Source organism: Fibrella arboris (genome assembly GCF_041321095.1).
GTDB classification, from domain to species: domain Bacteria; phylum Bacteroidota; class Bacteroidia; order Cytophagales; family Spirosomataceae; genus Fibrella; species Fibrella arboris.
The window spans coordinates 148,611-173,723 of record NZ_JBGGWE010000003.1; the positions used below are offsets into that span (position 1 = coordinate 148,611).

Annotated in this window: 19 protein-coding genes; 8 read left to right on the forward strand and 11 right to left on the reverse strand. The window is 53.3% G+C overall.

Annotated elements, in window-relative coordinates:
* Positions 1 to 45 precede the first annotated feature (45 nt).
* From ACAW75_RS05775 to ACAW75_RS05785, 3 genes are all read right to left on the reverse strand, one after another.
* Positions 46 to 762, reverse strand: coding sequence for a GNAT family N-acetyltransferase (locus ACAW75_RS05775; RefSeq protein WP_370727737.1), 717 nt, complete (start codon positions 760 to 762; stop codon positions 46 to 48).
* A gap of 344 nt (positions 763 to 1,106) precedes the next feature.
* Positions 1,107 to 2,486 (reverse strand): sensor histidine kinase, encoded by a 1,380-nt coding sequence (locus tag ACAW75_RS05780; RefSeq protein ID WP_370727738.1) that lies wholly within the window; start codon positions 2,484 to 2,486, stop codon positions 1,107 to 1,109.
* Between the two features lie 101 nt (positions 2,487 to 2,587).
* Complete coding sequence (locus tag ACAW75_RS05785; protein ID WP_370727739.1) at positions 2,588 to 3,961, reverse strand: sigma-54-dependent transcriptional regulator; 1,374 nt, start codon at positions 3,959 to 3,961, stop codon at positions 2,588 to 2,590.
* A 132-nt stretch (positions 3,962 to 4,093) separates the two neighbouring features.
* On the opposite strand from ACAW75_RS05785, the gene ACAW75_RS05790 reads away from it, so the two are divergent.
* Complete coding sequence (locus ACAW75_RS05790; RefSeq protein ID WP_370727740.1) at positions 4,094 to 5,800, forward strand: ArnT family glycosyltransferase; 1,707 nt, start codon at positions 4,094 to 4,096, stop codon at positions 5,798 to 5,800.
* Positions 5,801 to 5,882: 82 nt separating this feature from the next.
* Entirely contained in the window at positions 5,883 to 7,391 is a 1,509-nt protein-coding gene (locus ACAW75_RS05795; protein ID WP_370727741.1) for a peptide MFS transporter, read from the forward strand.
* A gap of 70 nt (positions 7,392 to 7,461) precedes the next feature.
* Here the strand turns inward: ACAW75_RS05795 and ACAW75_RS05800 are convergent, their stop codons facing one another.
* The gene (locus ACAW75_RS05800; protein ID WP_370727742.1) at positions 7,462 to 7,803 is read right to left on the reverse strand and encodes a winged helix-turn-helix transcriptional regulator; all 342 of its coding nucleotides are present in this window, start codon (positions 7,801 to 7,803) and stop codon (positions 7,462 to 7,464) included.
* A 345-nt stretch (positions 7,804 to 8,148) separates the two neighbouring features.
* Here ACAW75_RS05800 and miaA point away from each other — a divergent pair, with 345 nt between their 5' ends.
* Positions 8,149 to 9,057, forward strand: a complete 909-nt coding sequence (gene miaA, locus ACAW75_RS05805) for a tRNA (adenosine(37)-N6)-dimethylallyltransferase MiaA (protein ID WP_370727743.1) — start codon at positions 8,149 to 8,151, stop codon at positions 9,055 to 9,057.
* A gap of 21 nt (positions 9,058 to 9,078) precedes the next feature.
* Here the strand turns inward: miaA and ACAW75_RS05810 are convergent, their stop codons facing one another.
* The 6 genes from ACAW75_RS05810 to ACAW75_RS05835 form a co-directional block, all read right to left on the reverse strand.
* The gene (locus tag ACAW75_RS05810; protein WP_370727744.1) at positions 9,079 to 12,429 is read right to left on the reverse strand and encodes a sialate O-acetylesterase; all 3,351 of its coding nucleotides are present in this window, start codon (positions 12,427 to 12,429) and stop codon (positions 9,079 to 9,081) included.
* A 284-nt stretch (positions 12,430 to 12,713) separates the two neighbouring features.
* The gene (locus ACAW75_RS05815) at positions 12,714 to 13,004 is read right to left on the reverse strand and encodes a rhodanese-like domain-containing protein (protein WP_370727745.1); all 291 of its coding nucleotides are present in this window, start codon (positions 13,002 to 13,004) and stop codon (positions 12,714 to 12,716) included.
* A gap of 21 nt (positions 13,005 to 13,025) precedes the next feature.
* Positions 13,026 to 14,783 (reverse strand): T9SS type A sorting domain-containing protein, encoded by a 1,758-nt coding sequence (locus tag ACAW75_RS05820; protein ID WP_370727746.1) that lies wholly within the window; start codon positions 14,781 to 14,783, stop codon positions 13,026 to 13,028.
* Positions 14,770 to 15,552 (reverse strand): PASTA domain-containing protein, encoded by a 783-nt coding sequence (locus tag ACAW75_RS05825; RefSeq protein ID WP_370727747.1) that lies wholly within the window; start codon positions 15,550 to 15,552, stop codon positions 14,770 to 14,772. Before ACAW75_RS05825 ends, ACAW75_RS05820 begins: the two co-directional genes overlap by 14 nt.
* A 115-nt stretch (positions 15,553 to 15,667) precedes the next feature.
* A complete protein-coding gene (locus ACAW75_RS05830; RefSeq protein WP_370727748.1) occupies positions 15,668 to 16,258 on the reverse strand; it encodes a riboflavin synthase in 591 nt (196 codons plus the stop codon).
* Between the two features lie 81 nt (positions 16,259 to 16,339).
* Positions 16,340 to 17,431, reverse strand: a complete 1,092-nt coding sequence (locus ACAW75_RS05835) for a DegT/DnrJ/EryC1/StrS family aminotransferase (protein WP_370728086.1) — start codon at positions 17,429 to 17,431, stop codon at positions 16,340 to 16,342.
* Positions 17,432 to 17,652: 221 nt separating this feature from the next.
* Between ACAW75_RS05835 and ACAW75_RS05840 the strand changes: the two genes are divergently transcribed.
* Positions 17,653 to 18,294: a DUF1684 domain-containing protein gene (locus ACAW75_RS05840; RefSeq protein ID WP_370727749.1), complete on the forward strand. Its 642-nt coding sequence runs from the start codon at positions 17,653 to 17,655 to the stop codon at positions 18,292 to 18,294.
* Between the two features lie 139 nt (positions 18,295 to 18,433).
* Here ACAW75_RS05840 and ACAW75_RS05845 read toward each other — a convergent pair whose 3' ends face one another.
* A complete protein-coding gene (locus ACAW75_RS05845) occupies positions 18,434 to 19,849 on the reverse strand; it encodes an alpha-amylase family glycosyl hydrolase (RefSeq protein ID WP_370727750.1) in 1,416 nt (471 codons plus the stop codon).
* Between the two features lie 232 nt (positions 19,850 to 20,081).
* On the opposite strand from ACAW75_RS05845, the gene pheT reads away from it, so the two are divergent.
* From pheT to rny, 4 genes are all read left to right on the forward strand, one after another.
* Positions 20,082 to 22,526, forward strand: a complete 2,445-nt coding sequence (gene pheT, locus ACAW75_RS05850) for a phenylalanine--tRNA ligase subunit beta (RefSeq protein ID WP_370727751.1) — start codon at positions 20,082 to 20,084, stop codon at positions 22,524 to 22,526.
* Positions 22,527 to 22,633: 107 nt separating this feature from the next.
* A complete protein-coding gene (locus ACAW75_RS05855; protein WP_370727752.1) occupies positions 22,634 to 22,972 on the forward strand; it encodes a hypothetical protein in 339 nt (112 codons plus the stop codon).
* Between the two features lie 60 nt (positions 22,973 to 23,032).
* Positions 23,033 to 23,320 (forward strand): cell division protein ZapA, encoded by a 288-nt coding sequence (locus tag ACAW75_RS05860; RefSeq protein WP_370727753.1) that lies wholly within the window; start codon positions 23,033 to 23,035, stop codon positions 23,318 to 23,320.
* 87 nt (positions 23,321 to 23,407) lie between these two features.
* On the forward strand, positions 23,408 to 25,042 hold the full coding sequence (rny, locus tag ACAW75_RS05865; RefSeq protein WP_370727754.1) for a ribonuclease Y: 1,635 nt from the start codon (positions 23,408 to 23,410) through the stop codon (positions 25,040 to 25,042).
* Positions 25,043 to 25,113 lie beyond the last annotated feature (71 nt).

Here is a 25,113-nt window from a genome sequence, read left to right on the forward strand (position 1 = left end):
TGCCCAAACAGGAGCGTGTTCGGGCAACGTACCTCTACAAAAGCGTTAGGCCGTTTCTAACTCGCGTTCCACTCGTTTTGTGGGTTCAGTAGGCCGTGGACGGTCCTGGAAGCGAAGGAGCACCCGCTCCTTCAATCGCTGCCAGCGTTCATACAGCTTGGAGTCTTTAATAAAATTCCAGGGGGCTTTCTTTTCTTCCTTCTTTTGCTCGTCAGGGTCGTAGAGCATGCCTGTGCAGAGGCAGTGCTTACGTTCTGTCCGGGTCAGAATATCATAATTAACGCAGGTCTGACAGCCTTTCCAGAAAGCTTCATCGCCAGGTAACTGGCTCAATGTCACCGGCTGATAGCCCAGATCGCTGTTGATCTTCATCACGGCTAAGCTCGTGGTGAGGCCAATGATCTTGGCATCCGGGTAGCGCGAGCGCGACAGTTCGAACGCCTTTTGCTTGATGTGTGTTGCCACGCCACTCTTGCGGTGGTCGGGATGCACAATAAGCCCTGAGTTGGCCACGAACTTGCCATGATCCCAGGTTTCGATGTAACAGAAACCGACCCATTCGCCGCCCAGAGTCTGGGCTATTATGGCCTTTCCTTCGAGCATTTTCTGCATCAGGTAGAGCGGCGAACGTTTGGCGATACCGGTTCCCCGGGCTTTCGCACTATTTTCCATCTCTTTACAGATGGTGTCAGCTAAATTAAGGTGAACCTCGCTGGCTACCTGAATAATATACTGGTCGTTGACTACTTCTTGCGTGATCATCGTCATTTATTGAACGCCCGACCTCAACGATCGGCGGCGGCCTCAAACGGAGACGTTTTTATCCGGATGGATGTGAGAAAAGTGTACTGTAAGAAAAGGGGGTGCGAAAGGGGCCTGCTACGTAAGCAGGGCATCGTTATAGGGTCCTCACGGACCTGAACCGATAGGGCGTCATGTGGCAAGTGGCCTGTATGTAGACGATCTGGTTCATGTCTTGGTAAAACGAGGGCAATATTCGGCAAATTACCCTACCTGTGCAATGGATAACAGAATTTTAATAGAATGGTTCGACAGCTAGTATTCCCGTCATACCTACGGTATAGACAATAACCCCGATGTGAGGTTTAAAACGAAAGTCGAAAAATACTGCCCTTGCCTACTTCTGTACTGACAGTGAGCTGACCGTCCATCTGTTGCATCATCTGCCTCGATAGGCTTAATCCAATGCCGGATCCCGTCTTTTTAGTGGTAAAAAAGGGGATAAAGATTTGGTCAAGCGCTTCGGGCTCAATGCCGGGCCCGTTATCCGCTACCTCGATGAGCGTTTTAGCACCGTCTGGCAGGGCTTCAAACCGAATACTGGGATCAACTGTTTTCTCCAGGGCCTCACCCGCATTTTTCAGCAGATTGAGCAAAATCATTTCCACCTGCGCCTCATCGGCCAGAATAGTTATGGATTCAGACGGGTGAAGCACTGTCAGTGTGATGTGGCGGCTTTCAAATTCGGGCCGCACCAGCCCCACCACGCGCTGCATCAGCGCCTGTACTGATACCATACCCACCCTGGGCGCTGGAATAGTGGTGAAATTCCGGTAAGCATCCACAAACCGCATGATGCCTTCACCTCGTTGCGCAATGGTATTCAGGGCATCGCCCAGATCGTTTACGGCTTCATGAACGACCGATGCATTGCGTAGTTCAGTTGGCACGTTGGCCAGTGCGCTTTGGGGCGGCAGGTTGGCTACGATGTCATGCTCCAGGATAGCCTGCATGGTGCCTGTCAGCGACACCAGGGGGGTCACCGAATTCATAATCTCATGGCGTAAAACTTTGGTCAGGTTCTGCCAGGCATCTACTTCTTTCTGCTGCAGTTCCGACCGGATGTTTTGCAGCGATACCAGCGTGACCAATCGGCCACGCAGCCGCACATCGGTGGTTCGGATGGCCAGGTCGTTTCCGCTGGCCGTTGTATAGGCAAAAGCCGCCTGTCGGGAAGGCCCGGTCAGGCGGGCTGGCAAATCAGGATATTGCTCAACGAGGTCGGTCAGTAACCGCAGGCGATAGATATCGAGCAGCCGCAATGCCGCCTGGTTCACCAGTTCAACCTGCCCGGCCGCATCGAAGGCGAGCAGGCCTACGCTGACGTGCTGCACAATGGTGTTCAGGTATTGCAAATTGGCTTCTTTTTCGGCCCGTGCCTGCCTGAACGCCTCCAGTACTTCATTGAATTGCTGGTTCAGTTGAGCAAACGAAGGGCCTAACTTGCTATCGGCATTGAAGCTGATGGCAAAATCAGAGTAGCGAACCGATTCCAGAAAATAGGTCAGCTTGCGATTTATGCCCGTTACATACTGGTACAGATTAACAGCTACCATCAGCAGCAGTATGCTCGTGACGATCAGTAACGGCATAAATCGGCTGGCTGGACCGATGTAGACCATTGTACCGGCCAGTACGCCCAGCAGTGCCATTCGCCAACCTATACCCCACGCGAAACGATTCATTTTTTTGAGTTTTCTATTTACAGTCTTCTGTTGCGTTGCGGTGTTTAGTGTATCCCGATTAGCAACGCAACAGAAGACTGTAAATAGAAAACTGTAAACTGTTAAAGTCCATATTTTTCCATTCGACGATAGAGTGCCTGGCGGGAAAGGCCTAGCTCGCGGGCGATGTCCGTGATGTTACCACCATGTTTCTGCATAGCCTGCTGAATCATGCGCCGTTCCATATCCTCGATTTGCAACGTGTCACTCCCAGGCAAGCTACCACCATTTTGATACGCAGACGGCGACGACCCGAAAAAGAAGTCTTCGGGCGTAAGCGTATTGCCACGAGTCAGGATGACCGCTCGTTCAATGGCGTGTTGCAGTTCACGGACATTACCTGGCCAGGCATACTGCTTAAGGTGTTTCAGCAAGTCCGGGCTGATCTGTCCAACAGGGCGGTTGTACTGTTTACGGTAGATGCGCAGGAAATGCTCGGCTAATGGCCCGATATCGTCTGGCCGCTGACGGAGGGGCGGTATATGCAGCTCAATGGTGTTGATCCGGTAGAGTAAATCCTGACGAAACGAACGATCCATCACGCGGGCATTCAGATCGGCATTGGTGGCACAGATCAACCGTATATCCACATTTCGGGGCTTGTTGCTACCGACCCGGGTTATCTGGCGCTGTTGCAGCACCGTCAGTAAACGTGCCTGTTGTGCCAGACCTACATTACCAATCTCGTCCAGAAAAATGGTTCCTCCCTGCGCATCTTCAAAGCGGCCCGCCCGGTCGTCGCGGGCATCGGTGAAAGCGCCACGAACGTGCCCGAAAAGTTCACTCTCGAACAGGCTATCGGGCAGCGCTCCCAGATCGGCGCAGACGAACGGTTTATCTTTCCGGTTCGACAACCGATGGATTTCCCGGGCCAATACATCTTTACCCGTACCATTTTCGCCCAGAATCAGAATGTTAGCGTCGGTGGGGGCCACCCGTTCAACCGTTTCAATAATTTGCCGCATGGAAGCGCTCTGCGCAATGAACCGGTTCACCGGTGCGGCACCGCCCGACGTGTACTTTCCGGGTACGTTGCTCCCATCGGCCGGGTCCTGTTTACCGGCAATGGCCGTCTTAATTACATCAACGAGTTTGTCGTTTTCCCACGGCTTCAGCACAAAATCAACTGCCCCGGCTTTGATAGCCCGCACGGCCATTTCAACGTCGCCATACGCGGTAAATAGCACCACGCGGGCCGTCGGGTCGGTATCCAGAATACGATCGAGCCAGTCGAATCCTTCTTTCCCTGAGCTAACATCGCGCGTAAAATTCATATCAAGCAGTACAGCATCGTACCGTGTGTTCCCCAGCAAGAAAGGGAGCTTATCGGGATTCTTCTCAATGTCGACCTGACCGATATGCCGTTTCAATAACAGCTTTGCGGCCAGCAGCACATCGGGGTCGTCGTCGACGATAAGGAGTTTAGCGGTTTGCATGAGGTAAAAATAGTCTGGAAAGTCGAGGTGAATGACTAGTACTGAACTTTGATCGTTGTTTTATATCCTATTAACGACTTTCCCGCCTGAACACGATCAACGCTCCTCGACTTTCCAGACTAATTTTGTGGTATGATTTCCCCTGCTCCGCTTTCAAATCGCCTGTTTTATACGCTGCTCACTGCGGTGGTGGCGATCAATTTTACCGCGCTCTGTTTACCCATCATGGAACCCGACAATGGGTTATACGCCACGGTAGCCAAGCGCATGTTCCTGACCGGCGACTACATCAATCTGTATTCCTGCGAAGTGGAATGGCTCGACAAACCGCGCCTGCCCTTTCTGCTGAACGTCTTTTTCATGAAGTTGCTGGGCGTAACCACAGCGGCCTATAAATTACCGGCGCTGTTGTGTTTTTGCGGCAGCCTGTTCTACACGTACCGCTTTGCCCGGCTCAATTACCCGACGCTGGTGGCGCAGCTGGCCACGTTGATTTTTGGCACGGCCTATCACGTGATCCTGTCGAACACCGACGTGCGGGCCGAGCCCTTTCTGACCCTGTTTATTATCGGTCCTGCCTATCACTTCATGCGCGTAGTACAGGGCGGGCGTTGGTACCACCTGGTGCTCGGTTCTCTGTTGACGGCCTGTGCCATGATGACCAAAGGGCCCGTGGTGCCTGTGGCATCGGTAGGCGCCGGGCTGGTGGCACATGGTGCGTTTACGGGCCAATGGCGGGTCTTGTGGCACCCGCGCTGGCTACTGGCGGCTCTGCTCACGGCCCTGTTTGTGTCGCCCGAGTTGTATGCGCTGTATCAACAGTTCGATGCCCATCCCGAAAAGATCGTCTACGGACAAACAGGTACGTCGGGGCTGCGGTTTTTCTTCTGGGATAGTCAGATGGGGCGCTTCCTGAACAATGGCCCGTTGCGGGGCAGTGGCGATCCGTTATTTTTCACGCATACCCTTCTCTGGGCGCTGCTCCCGTGGGCCTTTTTAGTCTACAGCGCCATTGGCCGGGCGGTGGCGGGCCTGTTTCGTCGGCAATACCAGCGTAGCGCCCCTCCCCTGCCCGAGTACCTGTCGCTGGGCGCGGGGGTGTCGTTGTTCATTCTCTTCTCGGCCTCCCGGTTTCAGTTACCCCACTACCTGAACATCGTTTTCCCGTTCTATGCAGTGCTGGCAGCCCATTACCTGAGCCAGCTGTCGGTTACAGGCTTGCGCCGCTGGACCATCGCTCAGACAGTCATGGCCATCCTTGTGGGTACGTTCGTAACGGGCATACTGGTGCTGTATCAACCGGAGCGACTTCTGGCCGGCCTTGTCTGGATCTTTGTGATCGGACTAGTCACAAGTATAGTTTTCTGGCGTAACAAACCCGGTTTCGGGAACCCGGCGGCATTGCTTACCGGCCGTATGGTTGGGGTAATGGTCATTGTTGGCGGCCTGATCAACCTGTTTCTGTATCCGTCTATTATGCAGTATCAGGCGGGAATGGTAGCGGCCGATTACACAAACAGCCGACCTGACCTAAACCGTACCACCTGGTTCTATGGCGGAGCTACCTACGGCGAAAGCTCCTGGTCGTATGAATACTATACCCACCAGCCTACCCATTACGTTTACGCCGACTCAACACTGCGTCGGGCAACCCGGCAAGGCCCTGTTCAGGTACTGACCACGCCCCCCTACGCTGACTCGCTCATGCAGCAGGGCTTCCGGGTACGTCGCCTGGCTACTTTTCCTTATTACCACGTCAGTCAGCTGACTGGTGCCTTCCTGAACCCGTCGACCAGGCCAGGTACCCTCAAGGCTTACATTCTGGCAGAGGTTCAGTAAGGTCTTCTGTGTTATATTTAAGGATTAAAATCAACAGACACTTTCTCACGGATAGCCTAACTGCTACCTTTTTTTAGCCTGCATGAACGTTTCAACACCTGCCCCACCCACCCAAACCGGACATTCCACAGGCCTCTATGTTTTGTTCTTCACCGAGATGTGGGAGCGATTCAGCTATTATGGCATGCGGGCTATCCTGCTGCTGTTCCTGATCGATAACGTCCGGGGTGGCATGGGCCTCAATGAAGTAGAAGGAGCTGCTATCTATGGCCTATATACGTCATCGGTTTATCTACTGTCGCTTCCCGGCGGCTGGATCGCCGATAATTTGCTGGGGCAACGCAAATCAATCTGGTATGGCGGTATCATCATCATGTGCGGCCACATCATCCTGGCCTTTCCGGCGGGTACGGCCCTGTTCTATACGGGCCTTGTGGTAGTGGCCATGGGCACGGGCCTGTTAAAGCCTAACATCAGTTCCATTGTTGGCGAATTGTATCCCGAAGGTGGCGCCCGGCGCGATGCCGCTTTCTCTATCTTCTACATGGGCATCAACCTGGGTTCGCTGCTGGGTATCACTACGGTGGGTTATCTGGGCCAGAAAGTTGGCTGGCACTACGGGTTTGGCGCTGCTGCTGTGGGCATGGCGCTTGGTTTAGTTACCTTCCGCACGCTGGGATACAAGCACTTGGGTCACCTCGGCAACGTACCCAGCGTGGATTCGCATGCCTCGTCAGAAAAAGCAACTACGACAGCGGGCGGTAACCGGCCGCTGATTGCGTTCCTGTTCGTGCTGGTATCTTTGCTGGGTACGTTGCAGCTCACGGGCGTTCTCGACATGACCACGGCCGTGGGGCTGGCTAAAGCCATGGGCACCATTATTTCGCTCATTGCCATCGGCTACTTTCTATTCATTTTATTGGCGGGCGGACTAACAACGGCGGAAAAGAAACGGGTAGCTGTGCTATTCATTTTCTTCATTGCCGCCGCGCTGTTCTGGGCGGGTAATGAACAGCAGGGTTCTTCGCTTCAGATCTTTGCCGACCGCTACACCGACCTGAATTTCTTTGGGTGGCAAATGCCATCGAGCTGGTTCCAGAACTTTAACCCGGCGTTTATCCTGAGCTTCTCCCCCCTTCTGGCTATGCTATGGGTGTTGCTGGCCAACCGAAAAATTGACTACCCAGCTCCCGCTAAACTAGCTACTGGACTGATCCTGTTAGGATTAGCTTACCTGGTGATGGTTATTGCGGCAAAAATCGCACTTACCGGCGTGCGGACCTCTGCCTTGTACCTGACCTTTACCTACCTGTTTTTTACCCTTGGCGAACTGTTTCTAAGTCCGGTTGGGCTAAGTGCTTTCACCAAGCTAGCCCCCAAGCGGTACACGAGTCAGCTCATGGGCATCTGGTTCGTGGGTACGTCGTTGGGCAACCTGATCGCCGGGTTATTTGCTGGCGGTTTCGATGAAGAAAACGTAGCGCAGATGCCCGCCTTGTTCCAGAGCGTCGCCTACTTCGGACTGGGCGCGGGCCTGGTCATGCTGCTTTTCACCAAACCGCTTAAACGCTGGATGGGCGGCATTGTCTAGCGAGAACTCCCAAGTGCCTGAAACACAGAAAACCCGCCAGCTGGCGGGTTTTCTGTGTTTCAGCAGGGTATTATTCAGCAGGCAAAAAATGCCGCCCAATATCTTTGATCTGAAGTAGTATAGGCAATACAGCCAGACCCCGCTCAGATAGTCGGTACTCAACACGGGGCGGCACTTCATTGTACGATTGTTTTTCCAGTACCCCTAGTTGAACAAGTGCCTTCAATTCCTGAATGAGCACCTTTTCACTCACGTCGGGAAGAAGGCGCCGTAATTCACTGTAACGACGAACCTTCTGGCCCAGATGCAACAGAATAAACAATCGCCACTTACCACACACAACCTCCAATGCTTTCTTTACAATAAGCCGCTCTTCTTCGGCCATCAACTCCGATTGTATTCTTTCGTTCATTTTGGTCGCAAAAGTTACTAACATTTTTGTTAGTAACTACCTGATTAGTAAGTATTTAGGTGACTTAGCAAATGTAATGGTTGTTCCCAAACATACACATTCATTAATTAGGAACCACAGCTAGACAACGAATTTTATATTAATATTATAAAATGTATTCATATATACGCTGTCTAGTTAAACTGATACGTTTAAACACGTACATCTATCTTACTGACAACCAGACGGTCTGTAGCCTTACAAAAGCCCGTTAAACCTGGATTATAAATATAGTTTATCAAATAAACGGTCGATCGTTAAACTTTATCCGTTAGCAGGTAGCTTAGTAGTTGTATCTCTTGGTTAATGGTTTCTTCACAAGATAAGACGGTTATTGTCATTGCCGGCCCAACTGCGGTAGGAAAAACAAATTTGTGCGTTCGCCTGGCCAAAACACTCAATACGGTCGTTGTCTCAGCCGACTCCCGGCAACTGTATAAAGAGCTGACCATCGGCACGGCCAAACCGTCGGCAGCCGAATTGGATACTATCCCTCACTACTTCATTGATTCGCACAGTATAACGGCCCCGATCAGCGCTGGCCAATATGAACGGGAAGCGCTTAGTCTGTTCACTGACCTATTTGCTACTCACGACAGAATAATTCTCACCGGCGGCACTGGCCTTTATATCAACGCCGTCCTGAAAGGCCTTGACGATATGCCGGAAGGGGATCCCGACCTACGGAGTCAGTTACAGGTACAGTTTGAAAGTGAGGGCATTACCCCGCTTCAGGAGCGGCTGCTACAGCTCGATCCTGCCTACGCCTCGCTGGCTGACCTGAACAATACACAACGGGTCATGCGCGCGCTGGAAGTATGCCTGACAACCGGCAAACCGTATTCCTGGTTTCGCCAACGGACAACTGTCGAGCGTCCTTTCAATTCCACGCTGATCGCCCTGCAACGTCCCCGCGAAGAACTCTATGACCGGATCGACCAGCGAATAGACACGATGCTGGCCAATGGTCTGGTTGACGAGGTGCGTCGTCTTGTTCCGTTTCGGCATACACCCGCGCTACAGACGGTTGGGTATAAAGAGGTTTTCCCCTACCTCGAGGGCGAGTATGATTACGGCACGATGGTTGACCTGCTAAAGCGTAATTCGCGCCGCTATGCCAAACGTCAACTCACCTGGTTTCGGCATCAAAACCAGTTTCATTGGTTCAGCCCAGCCGACGAAACGGGTATTTTAGCGGCTATCAACACGCGGTAACGCACTAGCCGATCCGCCTGCTCAATTGACCAGCAGTTTTTGAACCAACGTCCCTCCGGTGTGCACAAAACGCAGTAGGTAAATGCCAATTGAGCTGTCTATCAGGGACAGCGGCACTTGCGTCGCACTGCTTACTACCTGTTCGACCTGCACGGTTCCCCGTAAGTCGACCAACTGGATTGTTCCGCTGGCGGGCTGCGAGAAATGAATCGTTGTCTGCCGGTCAACTACGGGATTGGGTCGTACACTAAAGGACAGTACCGGATCAGCAGGTGTAGCCAGTAGTACATGCGTAGTAACAATTACCTGCGCTGCATTCGACTGTGTACGAGGCCCGTAGGCAGTGAGCCGGTACTGATACGCTGTGTTAGGTACCAGCTGCGTATCTGTATAGCCACTCTGTTGCCCATCAATTCGGGCAGGTTCCTGGTAGGCACTGGCACCCGCCAGTTTTCGCTCCAGCAGATAGTATTCGGCTCCGGAAACAGGTTTCCAGAGCAGGTTAAGTCTATCAAAAGAAAGATCTACAATCTGCAAGTCGGGGGTGGTCAGCAAACTGGGCGTTACAGCGCTGGTACTAACGACCGGCGACTCAGTACGATTGCCAAGGGCCGTGATTCGATAGATGTAGAGCGTGCCTGGCGCCAGGCTGGTATCGGTAAACAACGAATCAGTGGCTTTGAACGTACCTATTTCCGTAAATGAGCGATTGGCCTCGCTTCGTTCGATCAGGTAGTCATTGGCATTCGGGACGGGCTTCCAGACCACAGCCAGTGCGTTGTTATACACAATACGTATGGACAGGGCCGGAGCCGGTAAAACAGCAGGTGTTTGCACTGTTGTGCTGGAAAATACCGAAGCAGAATACGGACTGACTGCTTTGACCCGGAACGTGTACGTCGTACCGGGATGTACGGTTGTGTCGGTATAGGAACGTGTTGATGCCTGAAACGTCCCTACTGCCCGAAACACCTGACCTGGATCCTGACGTTCGAGTTGGTAGGCCGATGCATTGGTCACGGCTTCCCAGCTCACGTTGACCCGGTCGTTGAAGAGCACCGTCAGGGCAATGGCGGGCGCATCAAGTACAGCAGGTGTTGTTACACTGGCGCTGGCAACGGGAGAAGCGGTTCGGTCACCCACTGCTTTAACTCGGTAGATATAGCCTGTTCCGGCTATCAGATTGGTATCGGTAACAGCCGTTACGCTGCTGCCGAACGTACCCACCACCTGCACAGGTAATGCGGTTCTCAGCCGATCAACCTGGTAGGACGTGGCACCCGCCACCGGCTTCCAACTGACCTGTACTGCATTGTTGTATAGAACAGTAATTGATACCTGGGAGGCAGCTAGTAGGGCGGGGGTTTGGGCAGTAGCGCTGGCAAATGGGGAATCGGCGTACCGGCCACTGGCTTTTAAACGGTAGATGTACTGACTATTATCCTTGGCCAGGCTGTCTACGTAGCGCAGGCTATTGGCCGGCAGTTTGGCCAGCTGTGTAAAAGTCGCCTCGGTGGTTAGCCGACGTTCAACCACGTACCCAAGCGCATCGGTAGCCGACTGCCAGGTGAGCGTAACCACGGTGGCAAAGGTGGCAGTTGCCTGCAAAACGGGTGTTCCGGGAACCGCAGGGGTTTTACTGTCAACCTGGTACCAGGCCGATTCAATAGCGCCGGCAGTTGCCTTTATTCGGAACGTGTACGGCGTGTTTTCGGAGAGCCCATCGGCCAGGTACGTCAGCGTGCCGGCAGGTAGTTGCTTCAGTGGTCTGAACGTACCTGATGACCCGTCGTTGATCTCCAGTATATAACTGGTTGCGCTCATACTAGCCGCCCAGGTAAGCTGTAGCGAGCCAGCCGACACAATCGATGCAGTTAGCACAGGCGCCGCCAGAGTCACCGAGCCAGGATCACCAATCGGAAGTCCATAAAAGGATAGAGCCCGCAGCCCACGCTTGTTGGTCATGTAGGGGCCACGAAAGGGGAAATCCGGACTGGCCGGGTCTATTTTGGGCGGCAGGTACGTTAGCCGTGTTGCCGACGAGCTGTTTTTTAGCGTCAGAACAATGCTGTTGCCAATGGCTTTTCCGGCCGCTACATTACCCGCTTGCCCGTTCAGGTAGAAGAAATCCGCCAATTGGTTGCCAGCCTGGTCTGTCCAGTTCAGCACCTGCCCGTCGTTGAATTGCAGAATAATTTCTTTCCGATCGCTAGTGGTATAAAACGCACGTCGGCTGTTTGGCGCATCGATATTATCGGTATCCGTGGAACCGTAGAAATCGCGCGCCACGAGCCAGAACAGCTCCTGCGCCGTTTGGATGTACCCTTCGTCGGAATAATGCAGTCCGTCGAAGCCAGTTGTTCCTATTGATCCAAGCACCTGCACATCGGCGTATTTATCGACCAACACGCGCTGAGCCTCGCGCACCACAGGGGCTACTTCTGCCAGCGACGGCTCGATAATATCTATCTGGTACACATAAAACCGCTTGAGCGACGGCAGATCCCGTTTCAGGTTTTTGTAGAAGACATCGAAGTTGCCCGGCCAGTCAACACCTTCTCCGTACGCTTCCGACTCGCCCTGTCGGTAAATGAATGCCTTTACGGCTTTGTCGAGTCCCCCTTTTTGCAGCCTGTAGAGCATACGGCCATACCGGTTGTTCAGGTCGGCGGGGTTGTTGGGGGTTCGGGTGGCATAATGCGCCATCATCGACCAGTGGGCAGCCGCATTGACCAGGCATACCGGCACATTGTACGTGGATGAAATGAGCTGCTGCAACTCGAAGCCAAACGTACCTACGTCCTGCGTTAGCAATGCCTGGTTGGCCAATGCCCAGGTGGTATCAGCAGGGTTATAGGGATCTACTCCGTAGGTGCCGCTAGTTTTTCCAAACGTTCGGCAAAACTCGTTGGTCCGTGTTTCTTTAAAATACGCGGACGCATTCGATTGACCCGCCAGTACATACACATCGCCAGCCACCACATTCCGACGGTTGACAACCAGGGTAGAGTCGGTGCCTTTTACCAGGTAAACCATAAAATCATACTCGGCCCGTTCGGCTCTGATCGTCACCGGGTTAACCGTGAAGCGCCCCGCCCCTCCGTTGTAATCAATGGCTGCCCGCTGATAGCCTATTGCCTGACCGTTGCGAAAAATGGTTACTGATAGGGCCTGCCATCCGGGTTCTTCGACCCGGCCAGAAATGGGTATTTGAGCCTCGTTCTGCCCGTTACGGGGATAGAGCTGATAATCCTGCGGCAGTTTATCGAAAGTAGTGGCGTTGATGCGCTGCGCCCATCCTGATGCGCCAGTCAAACAAAGCAGGATGATCAGAAATAATCTACGAGCAGCTATCAGTAGCTGCCTGATCATAAACTGAAGAAGAATAGTGTAAACAGTTTTTTCATTGTTGAGTAAGTCACGAGACACAAGCCGAAAACTAATCCTGATAGATAGTACCTACGGCAATTAGCTATTGAACGATTTATGCTAAATACGCCAACAATGCGCGTGTGCCTCACACGAACAGTCACTATTTTATTTACTGGCCTTCATCGTCACTTATAGGCAACCAATTCATCAAACGAAAGCGGGCGGCCCTGCGCTTAGGAGGCTCGCCCGCTTTGTCTTGGCAACTGCGTATGTGTAGTTGGTTGTCAGGCCCGATACGCGAGCATACCGCCAGTGAGGTTCCGAACGTTGGTAAAGCCGTTTTCTTCCAGATATTGCTGGGCACGAGCCGACCGGGCACCAGACCGGCAGTGCACGATGACTTCTTCATCCTGCAAGCCATCGAGCTCGTCGATCCGGTAAGGCAGTTCACCTAATGGAATAAGAGTGGCACCGATGTTGTCGGCTTCGTATTCGTTGGGTTCCCGAACGTCGATTAGATTGAGTTTTTCGCCTTTGTCGAGGCGTTCGCGAAGTTCCTGAACGGTAATATCCATACGTAAATTTGCGGCTTGCGTTTAGTGTCTAATGATCAGTTTTGTGGTTCGGGGTCTAGCTTGATCGTCTATAAACCGGAGCAAATAAAATCCGTCGGGCAAGTTACCCAAATCCGTATTGCGTTGGGTCGGCGACAGGGTCATGGTCTGAATGACTCTGCCACTCAGCTCCAGCACATCGAGTTGGACGGCCCCGGCCAATGCGCCCCCCCAATGTAGCGGGCCTGCCGTTGGGTTAGGAAACACCTGGGCGGCTACAGTCGGTTCATTGGCGGTAACAATTGCCGGGCCGTTGTTCATGACGGGCCGTAGCAGCAGCGCACCATCCTGATCGGTGACCCGATCCCAACGGGTGCCCAGATTCACAAAGAGCTTATCGCGAAAGGGACTGTTCCGGTCGAATCCAACGGGAATGGCCGGGTCTTCGAGTTGCGAGAAAGCGACATAGAATACCGTGTCAGGTACGTTCACAGGGTTGGCGAACAGGTATTCGGTGAAGCCGTTCCGCTGGGTAGCATAGGACACCGAAAAGGGTTGCTGCAAAATAGGCTGATCGGTTGGCTGCCCGTTATTGTTACCATACACGCCCAGCAGAATGATCTGCCCCCGCTGATCGCGGCGCGTTGGGGCAATATTCAGCCGTACGCCCCGCACCGCATCGGGCTGGTTGAGCGTAAACTTCACCGCCACCCGTGCCAGTCGTTGATTGACCTGCTTCACCGTTTCGGCCGTTCCGTCGTCGTAGGCGTAGTAGGTATCGAGTACGGTCACGGCCGAGAGCGTATCGTTCAGGGTCAGGTTCAGGCCGGGAACGTCGGGGCTGCTCTCGTCTTTCGTGATCAGGCTGAATGTAGTTTGCAGCACGGCACGCCCTTGTAAACCAGTAGGCTGTTTTGGCCGGAATGCCAGCGGGTTACGCGATAAGCCCAAGGCGTTGATTGGGTTCTGCAGCGTATCCTGCTGAAACAGTTGCCCAGACACCCGATCACGAATGCTGAACCGACTGTTGATGGGAATGAACTCGGTGAACAGGTTCGTGAAATCACTTCGGACAGAGTCAGCCAGTTCGGCAGCGGGTTTGGCCAGAAACTGCCTCAACGGCATGGCGGTGTAGCGGCGTAGCAGCGGCGTAACGGGCTGGCGAATGGCCCGGTCGCGAAGAGGTCGATTGGTGGCGGTTCGGTCGCGATTCAGGTACACGTAATCGATGTGCCACGAGTCGAACATACCTGACTGCCGACCACGGCTGCGGAACCGAAACTGGAAGGCAGAATGAAAATAAACCGGGTTGTTGACCTGGATCAGTTGAAAGGCAAAGTTAGTATCGATAACGCCGCCGCCCTGCGTCCATACCTGCCGCCAAACGGCGTCGCTTCCCAGGAGTTCGAGGCTGAGTGAATCTGTCGCGTCGGGCAATTCACCGAGACCTCGGCGTTGCCAGTAGAAACTCAGGTACACGCCATTGGCAACGGTCAACCCACCCAGATCGATCGGCAGCGAGGTCAACGTATCGGTTCCTCCCTCTGCGTTTTCATCGTTAAGCGCATACGGAAGACCACTTAACCGCAGCCCATCAAACGTAGCCACGTTGACCGACGGCTGATTAATGGTCAGCGTATTGTTGATGTACACGTTGCTTCCCGCTACCCAGCGGGTTGGCGAGGCGGTTTGCTGTGCTGTTGAGAAATCGTCGAAGAAAGGCAGCTTCAGCGATTGCCCCACCGCTTTCTGCCCGACCAGCAAGCCAACAAGAAGAACGAATAACTTACTGATTTTCATCAACATCACTTGAAACCGGGCCCACGACCCACACGTCGACGGTCTGCCCCACACGGATACGTTCACCTGCTTTGGGCTTTTGTTTAATAACCGTACCAACTTCCTGTTCGGGATCGTCGACCGGCACGCGCACTCCTACCCGCAAACCTGACCCCTGAATCACGGTCACGGCTTCGTCGAACGGTTGACCAACTACGTCGGGGGCCGGAAAGAATACATTTCCTTCGCCATCGCCGACAACCAGATCAACTTTCGTGCCTTTGGCAATGGGCGATCCGGCTTTAATTTCCTGGCCATTGGCATACTGCCGCAAGACCTTGTTCTTACCCAGGTCTGGTTCATAGGTCAAATCACCCATAACGAGGCCCATTGATCCCAGCAGCAACTCGGCCGAACGCGACGTCAGATCAACCAGGTTGGGCATAACTACCGTTGGGGCCGTCCGCTTAATGATGGTAAGGTATATTTTACGGCCTTCTTTCACATTGGAACCCGGCGTTGGGTACTGGGCAAAAACGGTCAGTGGAACGCCACCAGCCACAAAGGTGCAGTCACTGACCTCGTAGCGCAGATCACGGTCTTCCAAGTAGTTTTCCAGCTCATCCAGGCTCATGTGCTTCAGATCGGGCACCGTAATGGTCTGACCATGATTGGTCGAGAAGGGCAGGTACACAAAAAAGAAGGTCAATACCAGCACCACGGTGAAGGCAATCACCAGGCCAATATGAATGTAGAGATCGGATCGGGAACGGGTACTCAGTTTCGTCATGCGGTAAAATTAAAACGAGTTTACTGTTTTCTGTCTTCTGTTTTCAGTTGCATTGCTTAGGCACGAATCGTAATGTTAGCAGCGAAACTGAAAACAGAAGACAGAAAACAGTAAACTATCTGTAAGCTGCCAGCATCTTTTTGATGTATTTTCCCACTACGTCGAACTCCAGATTAACGACGTCGCCGGGTTTCAAATTGCGGAAGGTCGTGTGTTCGTATGTATATGGAATGATCGCGACACGAAAACCGTCGTTGTGCGAATCGAACACGGTCAAACTAACGCCATTAATGCAGATCGAGCCTTTTTCGACGGTGATATTGCCAACTGCCGGATCATACTGAAAATCATAAAGCCAGCTCCCATTCAGGTCCTGTACATTCACGCACCTACCCGTCTGGTCAACGTGTCCCTGCACAATATGCCCGTCGAAACGGCCGGTTGCCGGCATACACCGTTCCAGATTCACGGAGTCCCCTACGGAAAGGTGGCCCAGATTGGTCTTTTTCAGGGTTTCGTCCACCGCCGTGACGCTGTAGGTATCGCCCGAAAGGCCAACTACCGTCAGGCAAACACCGTTATGGCTGACACTCTGATCAATTTTCAGTTCGTTGGTGAGCGATGAATCAATATGAAAGGTCAGGTTAGTGCCTTCTGCGTCGATGGCGGTAACCCGGCCGGTTGTTTCTACAATACCCGTAAACATGGGACGATGAATAAGTAAGCGTGATAGACAATTGGGCAACAAGACTGCCTAGGGATTGATTCGACAGCGTACCAGATCACTTCATCGAAACTCGTTCACCGCCGTAATGACCCGACGAACCTCCTCGTCCGTCAAGGTCGGGTTCAGCGGCAGGCTAACCACTTCACGATGCAGTTGATCCGCAATCGGAAAGGAATCGGCGGCCCACTGACCGGCATAAGCAACCTGCCGATGTGGCGGCACCGGGTAATGGACATCCGTACCGATGCCCTGCTGGCGTAGGTATTCACGCAACGCATCACGCTGCGGATGACGAACCACAAACAGGTGCCAGGCATCCTGATCGATGGCGTCTGCTGGCGGTAGAATCAGATCAGGCTGTGTCAGTTCAGCAACGTACCTGCGCGCAATTTGCCGACGACGAGCATTCTCTTGGTCCAGAAAGGGCAGTTTTTCGGTTAGAATGGCCGCCTGTAGTTCGTCGAGGCGGCTGTTGTGGCCAGGTACGTTGTTGTGGTATTTCTGCGCCGACCCGTAGTTCCGCCACATGCGGAGTTGCGCAGCCAGGTCGGCGTCGTTGGTTGTGATAGCCCCGGCATCGCCCAAGGCACCCAGATTTTTGGTTGGGTAAAAACTAAAGCCCGCCGCATGGCCCCAGGCTCCCGCCTGCCGGCCCAGATACGTTGCGCCATGTGCCTGGGCGGCGTCTTCAAGGACACGGAGGCCATGTGTTTCGGCAAAAACCATCAACGGTTCCATTTCGGTAACCCGTCCATACAGATGCACCGGTAAAATCGCCCGCGTGTTGGGTGTTAGCGCTTCTAGTAGCTGGTTTGAATCGAGCGTATACGTGCGTGGGTCAGGCTCAACCAGTACCGGTGTTAGTCCAGCCTGCGTAATGGCCAGCACCGACGCGATGTAGGCGTTCGAGGGGACAATTACTTCACTCCCGGTCGGCAACGCCCAGGCTTTTAGTACCAGCGTCAGCGCTTCGAGCCCATTGGCCACGCCGATGCAATGGTCAACGCCAACATACCTGGCAAACGCCGTTTCAAACGCAACCACTGTCGGCCCCAGCACATACCAGCCCGACACCAGTACACGCTCCAGCGCCGCCCGGATACGTACCTGATGCGGTGCATTTATTCGGCCCAGGTCTAAGAAGGGAATAATAGAGGCTGATGGCACGCAGATTGAACGGATGAAACGGATGTACGCAGATTTTTCGATGTAAGCTGACCGAAAAGCGATACTGACACTGGCCGCTTCGTCCAACCACAGGGCAAAAATCTGCATTTAATCCATACATCCGCGCAAATCCGCTTAATCCGTCCAATCCGCGTACCATCAGTCCTGCCCCGATTGTAGCTTTGCCAGCTCATTCCCGACCTCGTATGACCGCTATTCTGAAAAAACCCATCGTCTGGTTGATCGTTCTTCCACTGCTTGCCGGTGGCATCTGGTTGCTAACGCTTCCCGATCAGGCAAGTACCAATGCTGTTCAGGTCGATCCGGCAATCTATCGGGTTGAGCTTCAAGCGGCACGGTCGAAGAAAGACAACTACATGAAGACCAGTGCCGACTCGCCAATTCCCGACAAAACAACGTTCAACGGCTTGTCCTACTTCGACGCTGACCCCAGCTTTCGGGTGATGGCCAAACTGGAACCGTTCCCGGAGGGGCAAACGGAAAAACTGGTTATCAGAATGACCGATGGGTCTGAAGAAATTTATGAGAAATATGCCCATGCCACATTCACCCTGACTGGTAAAGCCTGCCGTTTGCTGGTGCTGAAATACCAGGGCTCGCTCAGTGTGCTGTTTCAGGATGCCACGTCGGGCCAGGAAACGTATGGCGGCGGGCGCTACATCGACATTGACCTTAATGCGGTAACAAATAGCCAGGTCGTGATCGATTTCAATGAGGCGTATAACCCCTACTGCGCCTACAATCCTACCTACGCCTGCCCGCTCCCACCACCCGAAAACAAGATTCCCGTAGCAGTAAAAGCCGGGGAACGGTATGTGGAGAAATAAGTTTCAGGTTTCAAGTTTCAGGTTTCAAGTTTCAAGTTTCAAGTTTCAAGTTTCAAGTGCGCTGCTGATCCAATCAGATGGTAGATCAGCAGCGCACTTGAAACCTGAAACCTGAAACTTGAAACCTAAAACATAACACTCATTTCCCCTTCACCAGCACCGTATACCCCCAGGGGGCCATGGCGAACCGGTCTTTTCCGGTCAGCACATTTTGCGTCGGCTTGAACAGATTTTGGTACGTACCTGCCTGATTTTTCGATTGAAGTGCCACAATGGTTTGCTTATCGCTCATGTTGGCGATCACCACTACCCGATCGCCTGCTTTTTCGCGGGAAAACGAAATGACCTGATCGGGCTTATCATTGACAATTCGGACCATTTCGCCACCTTCGGCCCCGTTCCAGAGGGCGTGATTTTGGTGTTTCAGCGCGAACAGTTTTTTGTACAGATCGAAGAAGGGGTGCTTCTTCCACTCGATGATGTCTTTCTCAAAAAATTTTAACTGCTTCGGATTACCCGCTTCCTGCCCACTATAGACCAGCGGCATACCGTTGACCGTTCCCGTCAGCACCATGCAGGCTTCCAGTCCTTTACCAAATTGGGTAAACGGCGTGCCCGTCCACGAATTTTTGTCGTGGTTGTCGGTAAACAGCATCCGGTAACCATCCGGCGGGAACGTGCTAACGTCGTGCGCCATGTATTCAACCAGCCCGCCAATGCCTTTTTTGTCCATCGTCGCGTTATGCATCTGGTCGTAGAGACTCCACGAATACGTCATGTCGAAGGCCCGCTTGTGCAGGTCGCGCGACTCCCATTCGGCCAGCATAAACACGGGTTTGATCGCGTCCAGCTCCTTGCGGGCATTTTCCCAGAAATCGACCGGAATAAACCCGGCCACGTCGCAGCGGTAGCCATCGATATCCGTTTCACGTACCCAATACGTCAGGGCGTTGGTCATGTATTGCCGAATGCTGGGTTGGTTGTAATCGAAGTCGATGATGTCTTCCCAGTCATACCAGGGTGTCGGTTGAAAATGACCATCGGCCGTTTTGGTGTACCAGTCCGGGTGCTCGGTCGTCAGCGCGTTGTCCCAGGCCGAATGGTTGGCCACCCAGTCGAGAATGACGTGCATGCCCAGGCTGTGCATTTGGGCCACCAGCGCCTTAAAATCGGCCATTGTGCCTAGTTCCGGATTCACGCCGTAATAATCTTTAACCGAATAGGGACTACCCAGGGTGCCCTTGCGATGCTTCACACCGATCGGATGGATCGGCATTAACCAGATGATATCAACGCCCATATCTTTCAACCGGGGCAAGTGGGCAGCAAACGCCTTGAACGTTCCTTCGGGTGTATATTGACGCAGATTGACCTGGTAGATCGTCGCGTTTTTGCTCCAGTCGGGGTGCTTTAGTTCCACATACGGATGCGGCTGATAGGCCGAAGCATCCGCGGTGTTGGTAGACTGCTCGGCTTTTTTCGCTGATTTATCGCAGCCGGTAATGGTCAGTACCAGCAGGCAGCAGGCAATACTCAGGCGGTCAAGGCGTGTCATATCACAGGAGGTCAAGGCAGTTGCTATCTGTCAAAAATAACGGCTTTTCTGACTGCTGGTATACGCTTTTTCGCTACACTATGCCTGGTAACGTACCTGCAACTGCGCGTGTTATCCATCACTACCTCCTGATTTCCTTTAGCCTGATTCACACCAAACCGTGTAAGCTTGCTTATTTTTGTCCCTGATTGGTTTCGCCCGACTCCTGCCAGTCGGGCTTTTTGATAGACACATGAACATTTCATATAGTTGGCTTACCCAGTTTATCGACGTTGACAAAACGCCCGACGAACTGGATCATATCCTCACCAGCACCGGCCTTGAAGTTGACGGCATCGAACGCGTCGATCTGATTCCCGGCGGCCTGACGGGCGTAGTTATTGGCACCGTCCTGACCTGCGAGCGCCACCCCGACGCCGACAAGCTGAGCATTACGACCGTAGATGTAGGCGGCGAACAACCCCTCAACATCGTCTGCGGTGCGCCCAACGTGGCGGCGGGGCAGCGCGTCGTGGTGGCCACCGTCGGCGCTACGCTTCACCCGAAAAACGGGGAGCCCTTTGCCATTAAAAAGGCAAAAATCCGGGGCGCCGCTTCTGAAGGCATGATCTGCGCCGAAGATGAAATCGGCCTGGGCGAATCTCATGCGGGCATTATGGTGCTCACGACCGACGTACCCAACGGAACGCCCGCTGCGAAATTCTTTGATCTTGAAGCCGATTCGCGCATCGAAATCGGTCTGACGCCCAACCGCGCCGATGCCGCTTCGCACCTTGGCGTAGCCCGCGATCTGCGCGCCGTGCTGGATATCCCCGTGAAATGGCCATCTGTCGATGCGTTCGCTGTGGCCTCCACTGATTTTACGCTCCAGGTACGTGTCGAAGACGCTGAGGCCTGCCCGCGCTACACCGGCCTGACGATGAGTGGCCTCACGGTTGCTGAATCGCCAAAGTGGTTGAAACAACGCCTGCTTAGCATCGGCCTGACGCCCATCAACAACATCGTCGACATCACCAATTTCGTGTGTCACGGCTTGGGTCAACCGATGCATGCCTTCGACGCTGCCGCCATTACAACGGGCGAAGTGGTGGTGAAGACGCTGCCCGCAGGTACGTTGTTCACGACCCTCGATGGCGTTGAGCGGAAACTGTCGGCTACGGACCTGATGATCTGCAATGGCGAATCGGAAGGTATGTGTATTGGCGGTGTGTTCGGCGGAAAAACGTCGGGTGTATCGGAGAAAACGACCCGGATCTTCCTGGAGTGCGCTTATTTCTCCCCCGCTTCGATTCGGAAAACAGCCCAGCATCACGGCCTGAAAACCGATGCCTCCTTCCGCTACGAACGCGGCACGGACCCCAATATGCCCATTTTCGCCTTGACATATGCGGCGCTGCTTATTCAGGAAGTAGCTGGGGGCAGCGTAACATCCAACATTGTCGACCTGTATCCGCAGCCCATCGCTGATTTCCGTATTCCCGTTACCTACCGCAACATCGACCGGCTGATTGGTATTCAGATCGACCGCAAACGCATCATCCAGATTCTGAACGCGCTCGACATTCAGGCAGCTGACCTGACGGAATCAGGTTTCGTGGCGGTGGTTCCCCCCTATCGGGTCGACGTAACGCGCGAAGCCGATATCGTTGAAGAGATTTTGCGCATCTACGGGCTCGATAACGTACCGCTGTCGCCAAGTCTGTCGGCCAACACATTGTCGGAGTTTCCAGCCACGGATGTGAACCAGTTACAGGGCCGTATCGGGCAGGTGCTGGCCGCCAACGGATTCGTGGAAGCCATGTCCTTGTCGATGACCCGTCCGGCTTACCATGATGCCATCCGCGACAGCCTGCCCCTGGCCGATGTGCGTCTGCTTAATCCGTTGAGCGATGAGTTGTCGGTGATGCGCCAGACCATGCTGTTCTCGGTGCTGGAAGCACTGGTGTATAACCTTAACCGCCGTCAGCGCGATTTGAAGCTATTTGAATTTGGCAAGGTCTATGGCAGCAGCCAGGTCGAGAACGAATCAGGTACGTCATCAAAGAAATACCACGAGTCGCCCCGGCTGGCCTTGGCGATGGTGGGCGACAAAGCCGCCGAAAGCTGGGAGCAGAAGGGCCAGTCGGTCGCTTTCCATGATCTGAAGGCGGCCGTTCATACAGTACTGGCTTCACTTCGCATTCAGCCAACCGACCAGCAGCCCGCTGACCCGGCGCAGTTTCAGTATGGCCTGACCTATACGGTTAATAAAAAACCGATTGTTACGTTCGGGTTAGTACAGCCAAAGCTGGCTAAATTAGCCGACGCAAAACAAGCTGTTTATTATGCCGATTTCGATTGGGCCTTATTGACTAAACGATACAGCGGCAAAACCAGTTACGTAGACGTTCCGCGATTCCCGGAGGTACGTCGGGATTTGTCGCTTGTCATCGATAAGACGGTCTCCTTCGAGCAGATTCAGAAACTGGCCACACAAACGGAACGAAAATTGTTACGGGGTATCAACGTGTTCGACGTGTATGAGGGCGACAGCCTGGGCAGCGGCAAAAAAGCCTATGCGGTAAGCTTTACGCTTCAGGACGCCACGCAAACCCTCACCGACGCCGTGATCGACAAAACAATGCAACGACTAATGAATCAATTTGAAAAGGAATTAGGAGCAGTCATTAGAAAATAAGTTTACTGTTTTCAGTTTACTGTCTTCTGTTGCGCTGCTGAGGCACGAATTGCCGAATTAGCGGAGCAACAGAAGACTGTAAACTGAAAACAGAAGACAAAAAAAAGATGGTTTCCGAATCAAGGCTTTTTGTACTGCTGGAAGACTTTGAACATAAAGTCTTCGATCTGACTGAGCGCATGGCTCAGCAGCGGCAGCGCATTGAGCAGTTGGAACGCGAAAATACAGAACACCAAAACGCGATCCGGGACCTTCAAAATCAACTAAAACAGCAGCAGAAAAAAGCGGCGGATAGTCCTCCGGCGTTTACAAAGTCGAAAGATTTAAGTAAACTTGTAAGCAGCAACCTGCCCGACGCGGTTGCCCGTGAAGAAGTAAAGCAGAAACTCGATGAGTATATCCGGGATCTTGACCGGTGCATTGCCCATCTGAGTACCTTGTCATAATACACCAATAGCGTACCCAGTCTAAGCAGTTTAGGCTGGTCAGCCAGTGCCACACATACAATGGAAGAACGGCTAGCGATCCATATCAAAATTGCAGACCGCGACTATCGCTTCAAGTCGTTGCCCGAGGAAGAAGTCTTCCTGCGCGACGCTGGCAAGCTTATTCGCGAGCGCATGGAGGTACACCGGAGCCGGGGCGTGCGCGACACGCAGGACATTTTGGCCCTGGTGGCCCTTGATTGTTTGGTATCGAGCCTGAAATCTGATGATCAGGCGCGACAGATGCAGAACCGCATCTATGACAGGATTGCCCAATTAAACCAGACCATCACGCCGAGCCTGGCATAGGTGGCGCGTTAGTCTCCTTCTCCCCACGGGAACCGGTGTTGTAGCGGGTGCATAATGAACTATGTTCAACCCAAACGATACCTATTAATGACAACGACTAGTATAATACTGATCATCCTGTGCAGCGTCATTGCCGCAGGAATCGGTGTTTTTATGGGGCGCAAATCGCTCCAGGGCGCTATCGCCGATAAACAACAGGAAGCCGAAGCCAAAGCCGCCGACATTCTGAAAACAGCCGAACTTCAGGCCGAAACGATCAAGAAAGATCGCATGCTGGAAGCCAAAGAGAAATTTCTCCGCCTGAAAGCTGAATTTGAAGAACAGACCAACGAAAAGCGGGGCTTACTCCAACAAAACGAAGCGAAACTGAAACAGCGCGAACAGCAGCTAGCTCAACAGGCCGATCAGCAACGTACCCGCGAAGGTGAACTGAACCAGCTTAAGAATGAGATCAACTTACTTAAAAACGAAGTAGCCCAGCAACGGAACGCCCTTGGCCAACAGACAGAAGCCCTGAACCGCCGCAACGAAGACGTTGATCGCCGCCAGGCCGAAGCTGATAAGATGCTGGCCGAGCAGGTGTCGCAACTCGAAAAAATCGCTGGTCTTTCGGCCGAGCAGGCGCTGGAACGCATGGTTGACACGCTGAAGGCTGAAGCCGATACACGCGCATCAGCTTATGTGAAGAACATGCTGGAAGAAGCCAAGCTGACCGCTACCAAAGAAGCCAAGAAAGTAGTCATTGACACCATTCAACGGACGGCCACCGAGCACGCCATCGAGAACTGCGTTTCTGTCTTCAACATCGAATCAGACGATATAAAAGGCAAGGTTATTGGTCGCGAAGGGCGCAACATCCGGGCGCTGGAAGCCGCTACCGGCGTTGAAATCATCGTCGACGATACACCCGAAGCCATCATTATTTCCGGCTTCGATCCGGTTCGTCGTGAAGTGGCCCGGCTTTCGCTGCATCGCCTGGTGCAGGATGGCCGTATTCACCCGGCCCGTATTGAAGAGATCGTGGCCAAAACCCGCAAAAATATCGAAGACGAGATCGTGGAAATTGGTGAGCGGACGGTGATTGATCTCGGTATTCACGGCTTGCACCCCGAGCTGATCAAGATGATTGGCCGGATGCGTTTCCGGTCGAGCTACGGGCAGAACCTGCTGCAGCACTCGCGTGAGGTGGCAAAACTCTGCGCCACCATGGCCGCCGAATTGGGGCTGAATGCCAAGCTCGCCAAACGGGCTGGATTGCTGCACGATATTGGTAAAGTATGGCCTGAAGAAGCCGAACTGCCCCACGCCCTGCTGGGTATGGAACTGGCCAAGAAGTACAAGGAGAACCCCGAGGTAGTGAACGCCATTGGCGCTCACCACGACGAAATAGAAATGACCAGCATGATCTCGCCGATCGTGCAGGTGTGTGACGCCGTTTCTGGCTCCCGTCCTGGTGCCCGCCGCGAGATGATGGAGTCGTACATCAAACGCCTGAAAGAACTCGAAGAACTAGCTACTAATTTCCAGGGGGTCGTTAAATGCTACGCCATTCAGGCCGGTCGTGAACTACGCGTGATGGTCGATGCTGATCACGTTACCGACGAGCGGGCAGGTACGTTGTCGTTCGAGATATCGCAGAAGATCGAGAAAGAGATGCAATATCCGGGTCAGATCAAAGTGACCGTTATCCGCGAGATGCGTTCGGTAGCTTACGCTAAGTAGAACAGCATAAATCACAAACGAAAAAGCCGGGCTAGTACCCGGCTTTTTCGTTTGTGATTTATGCTGTTTAC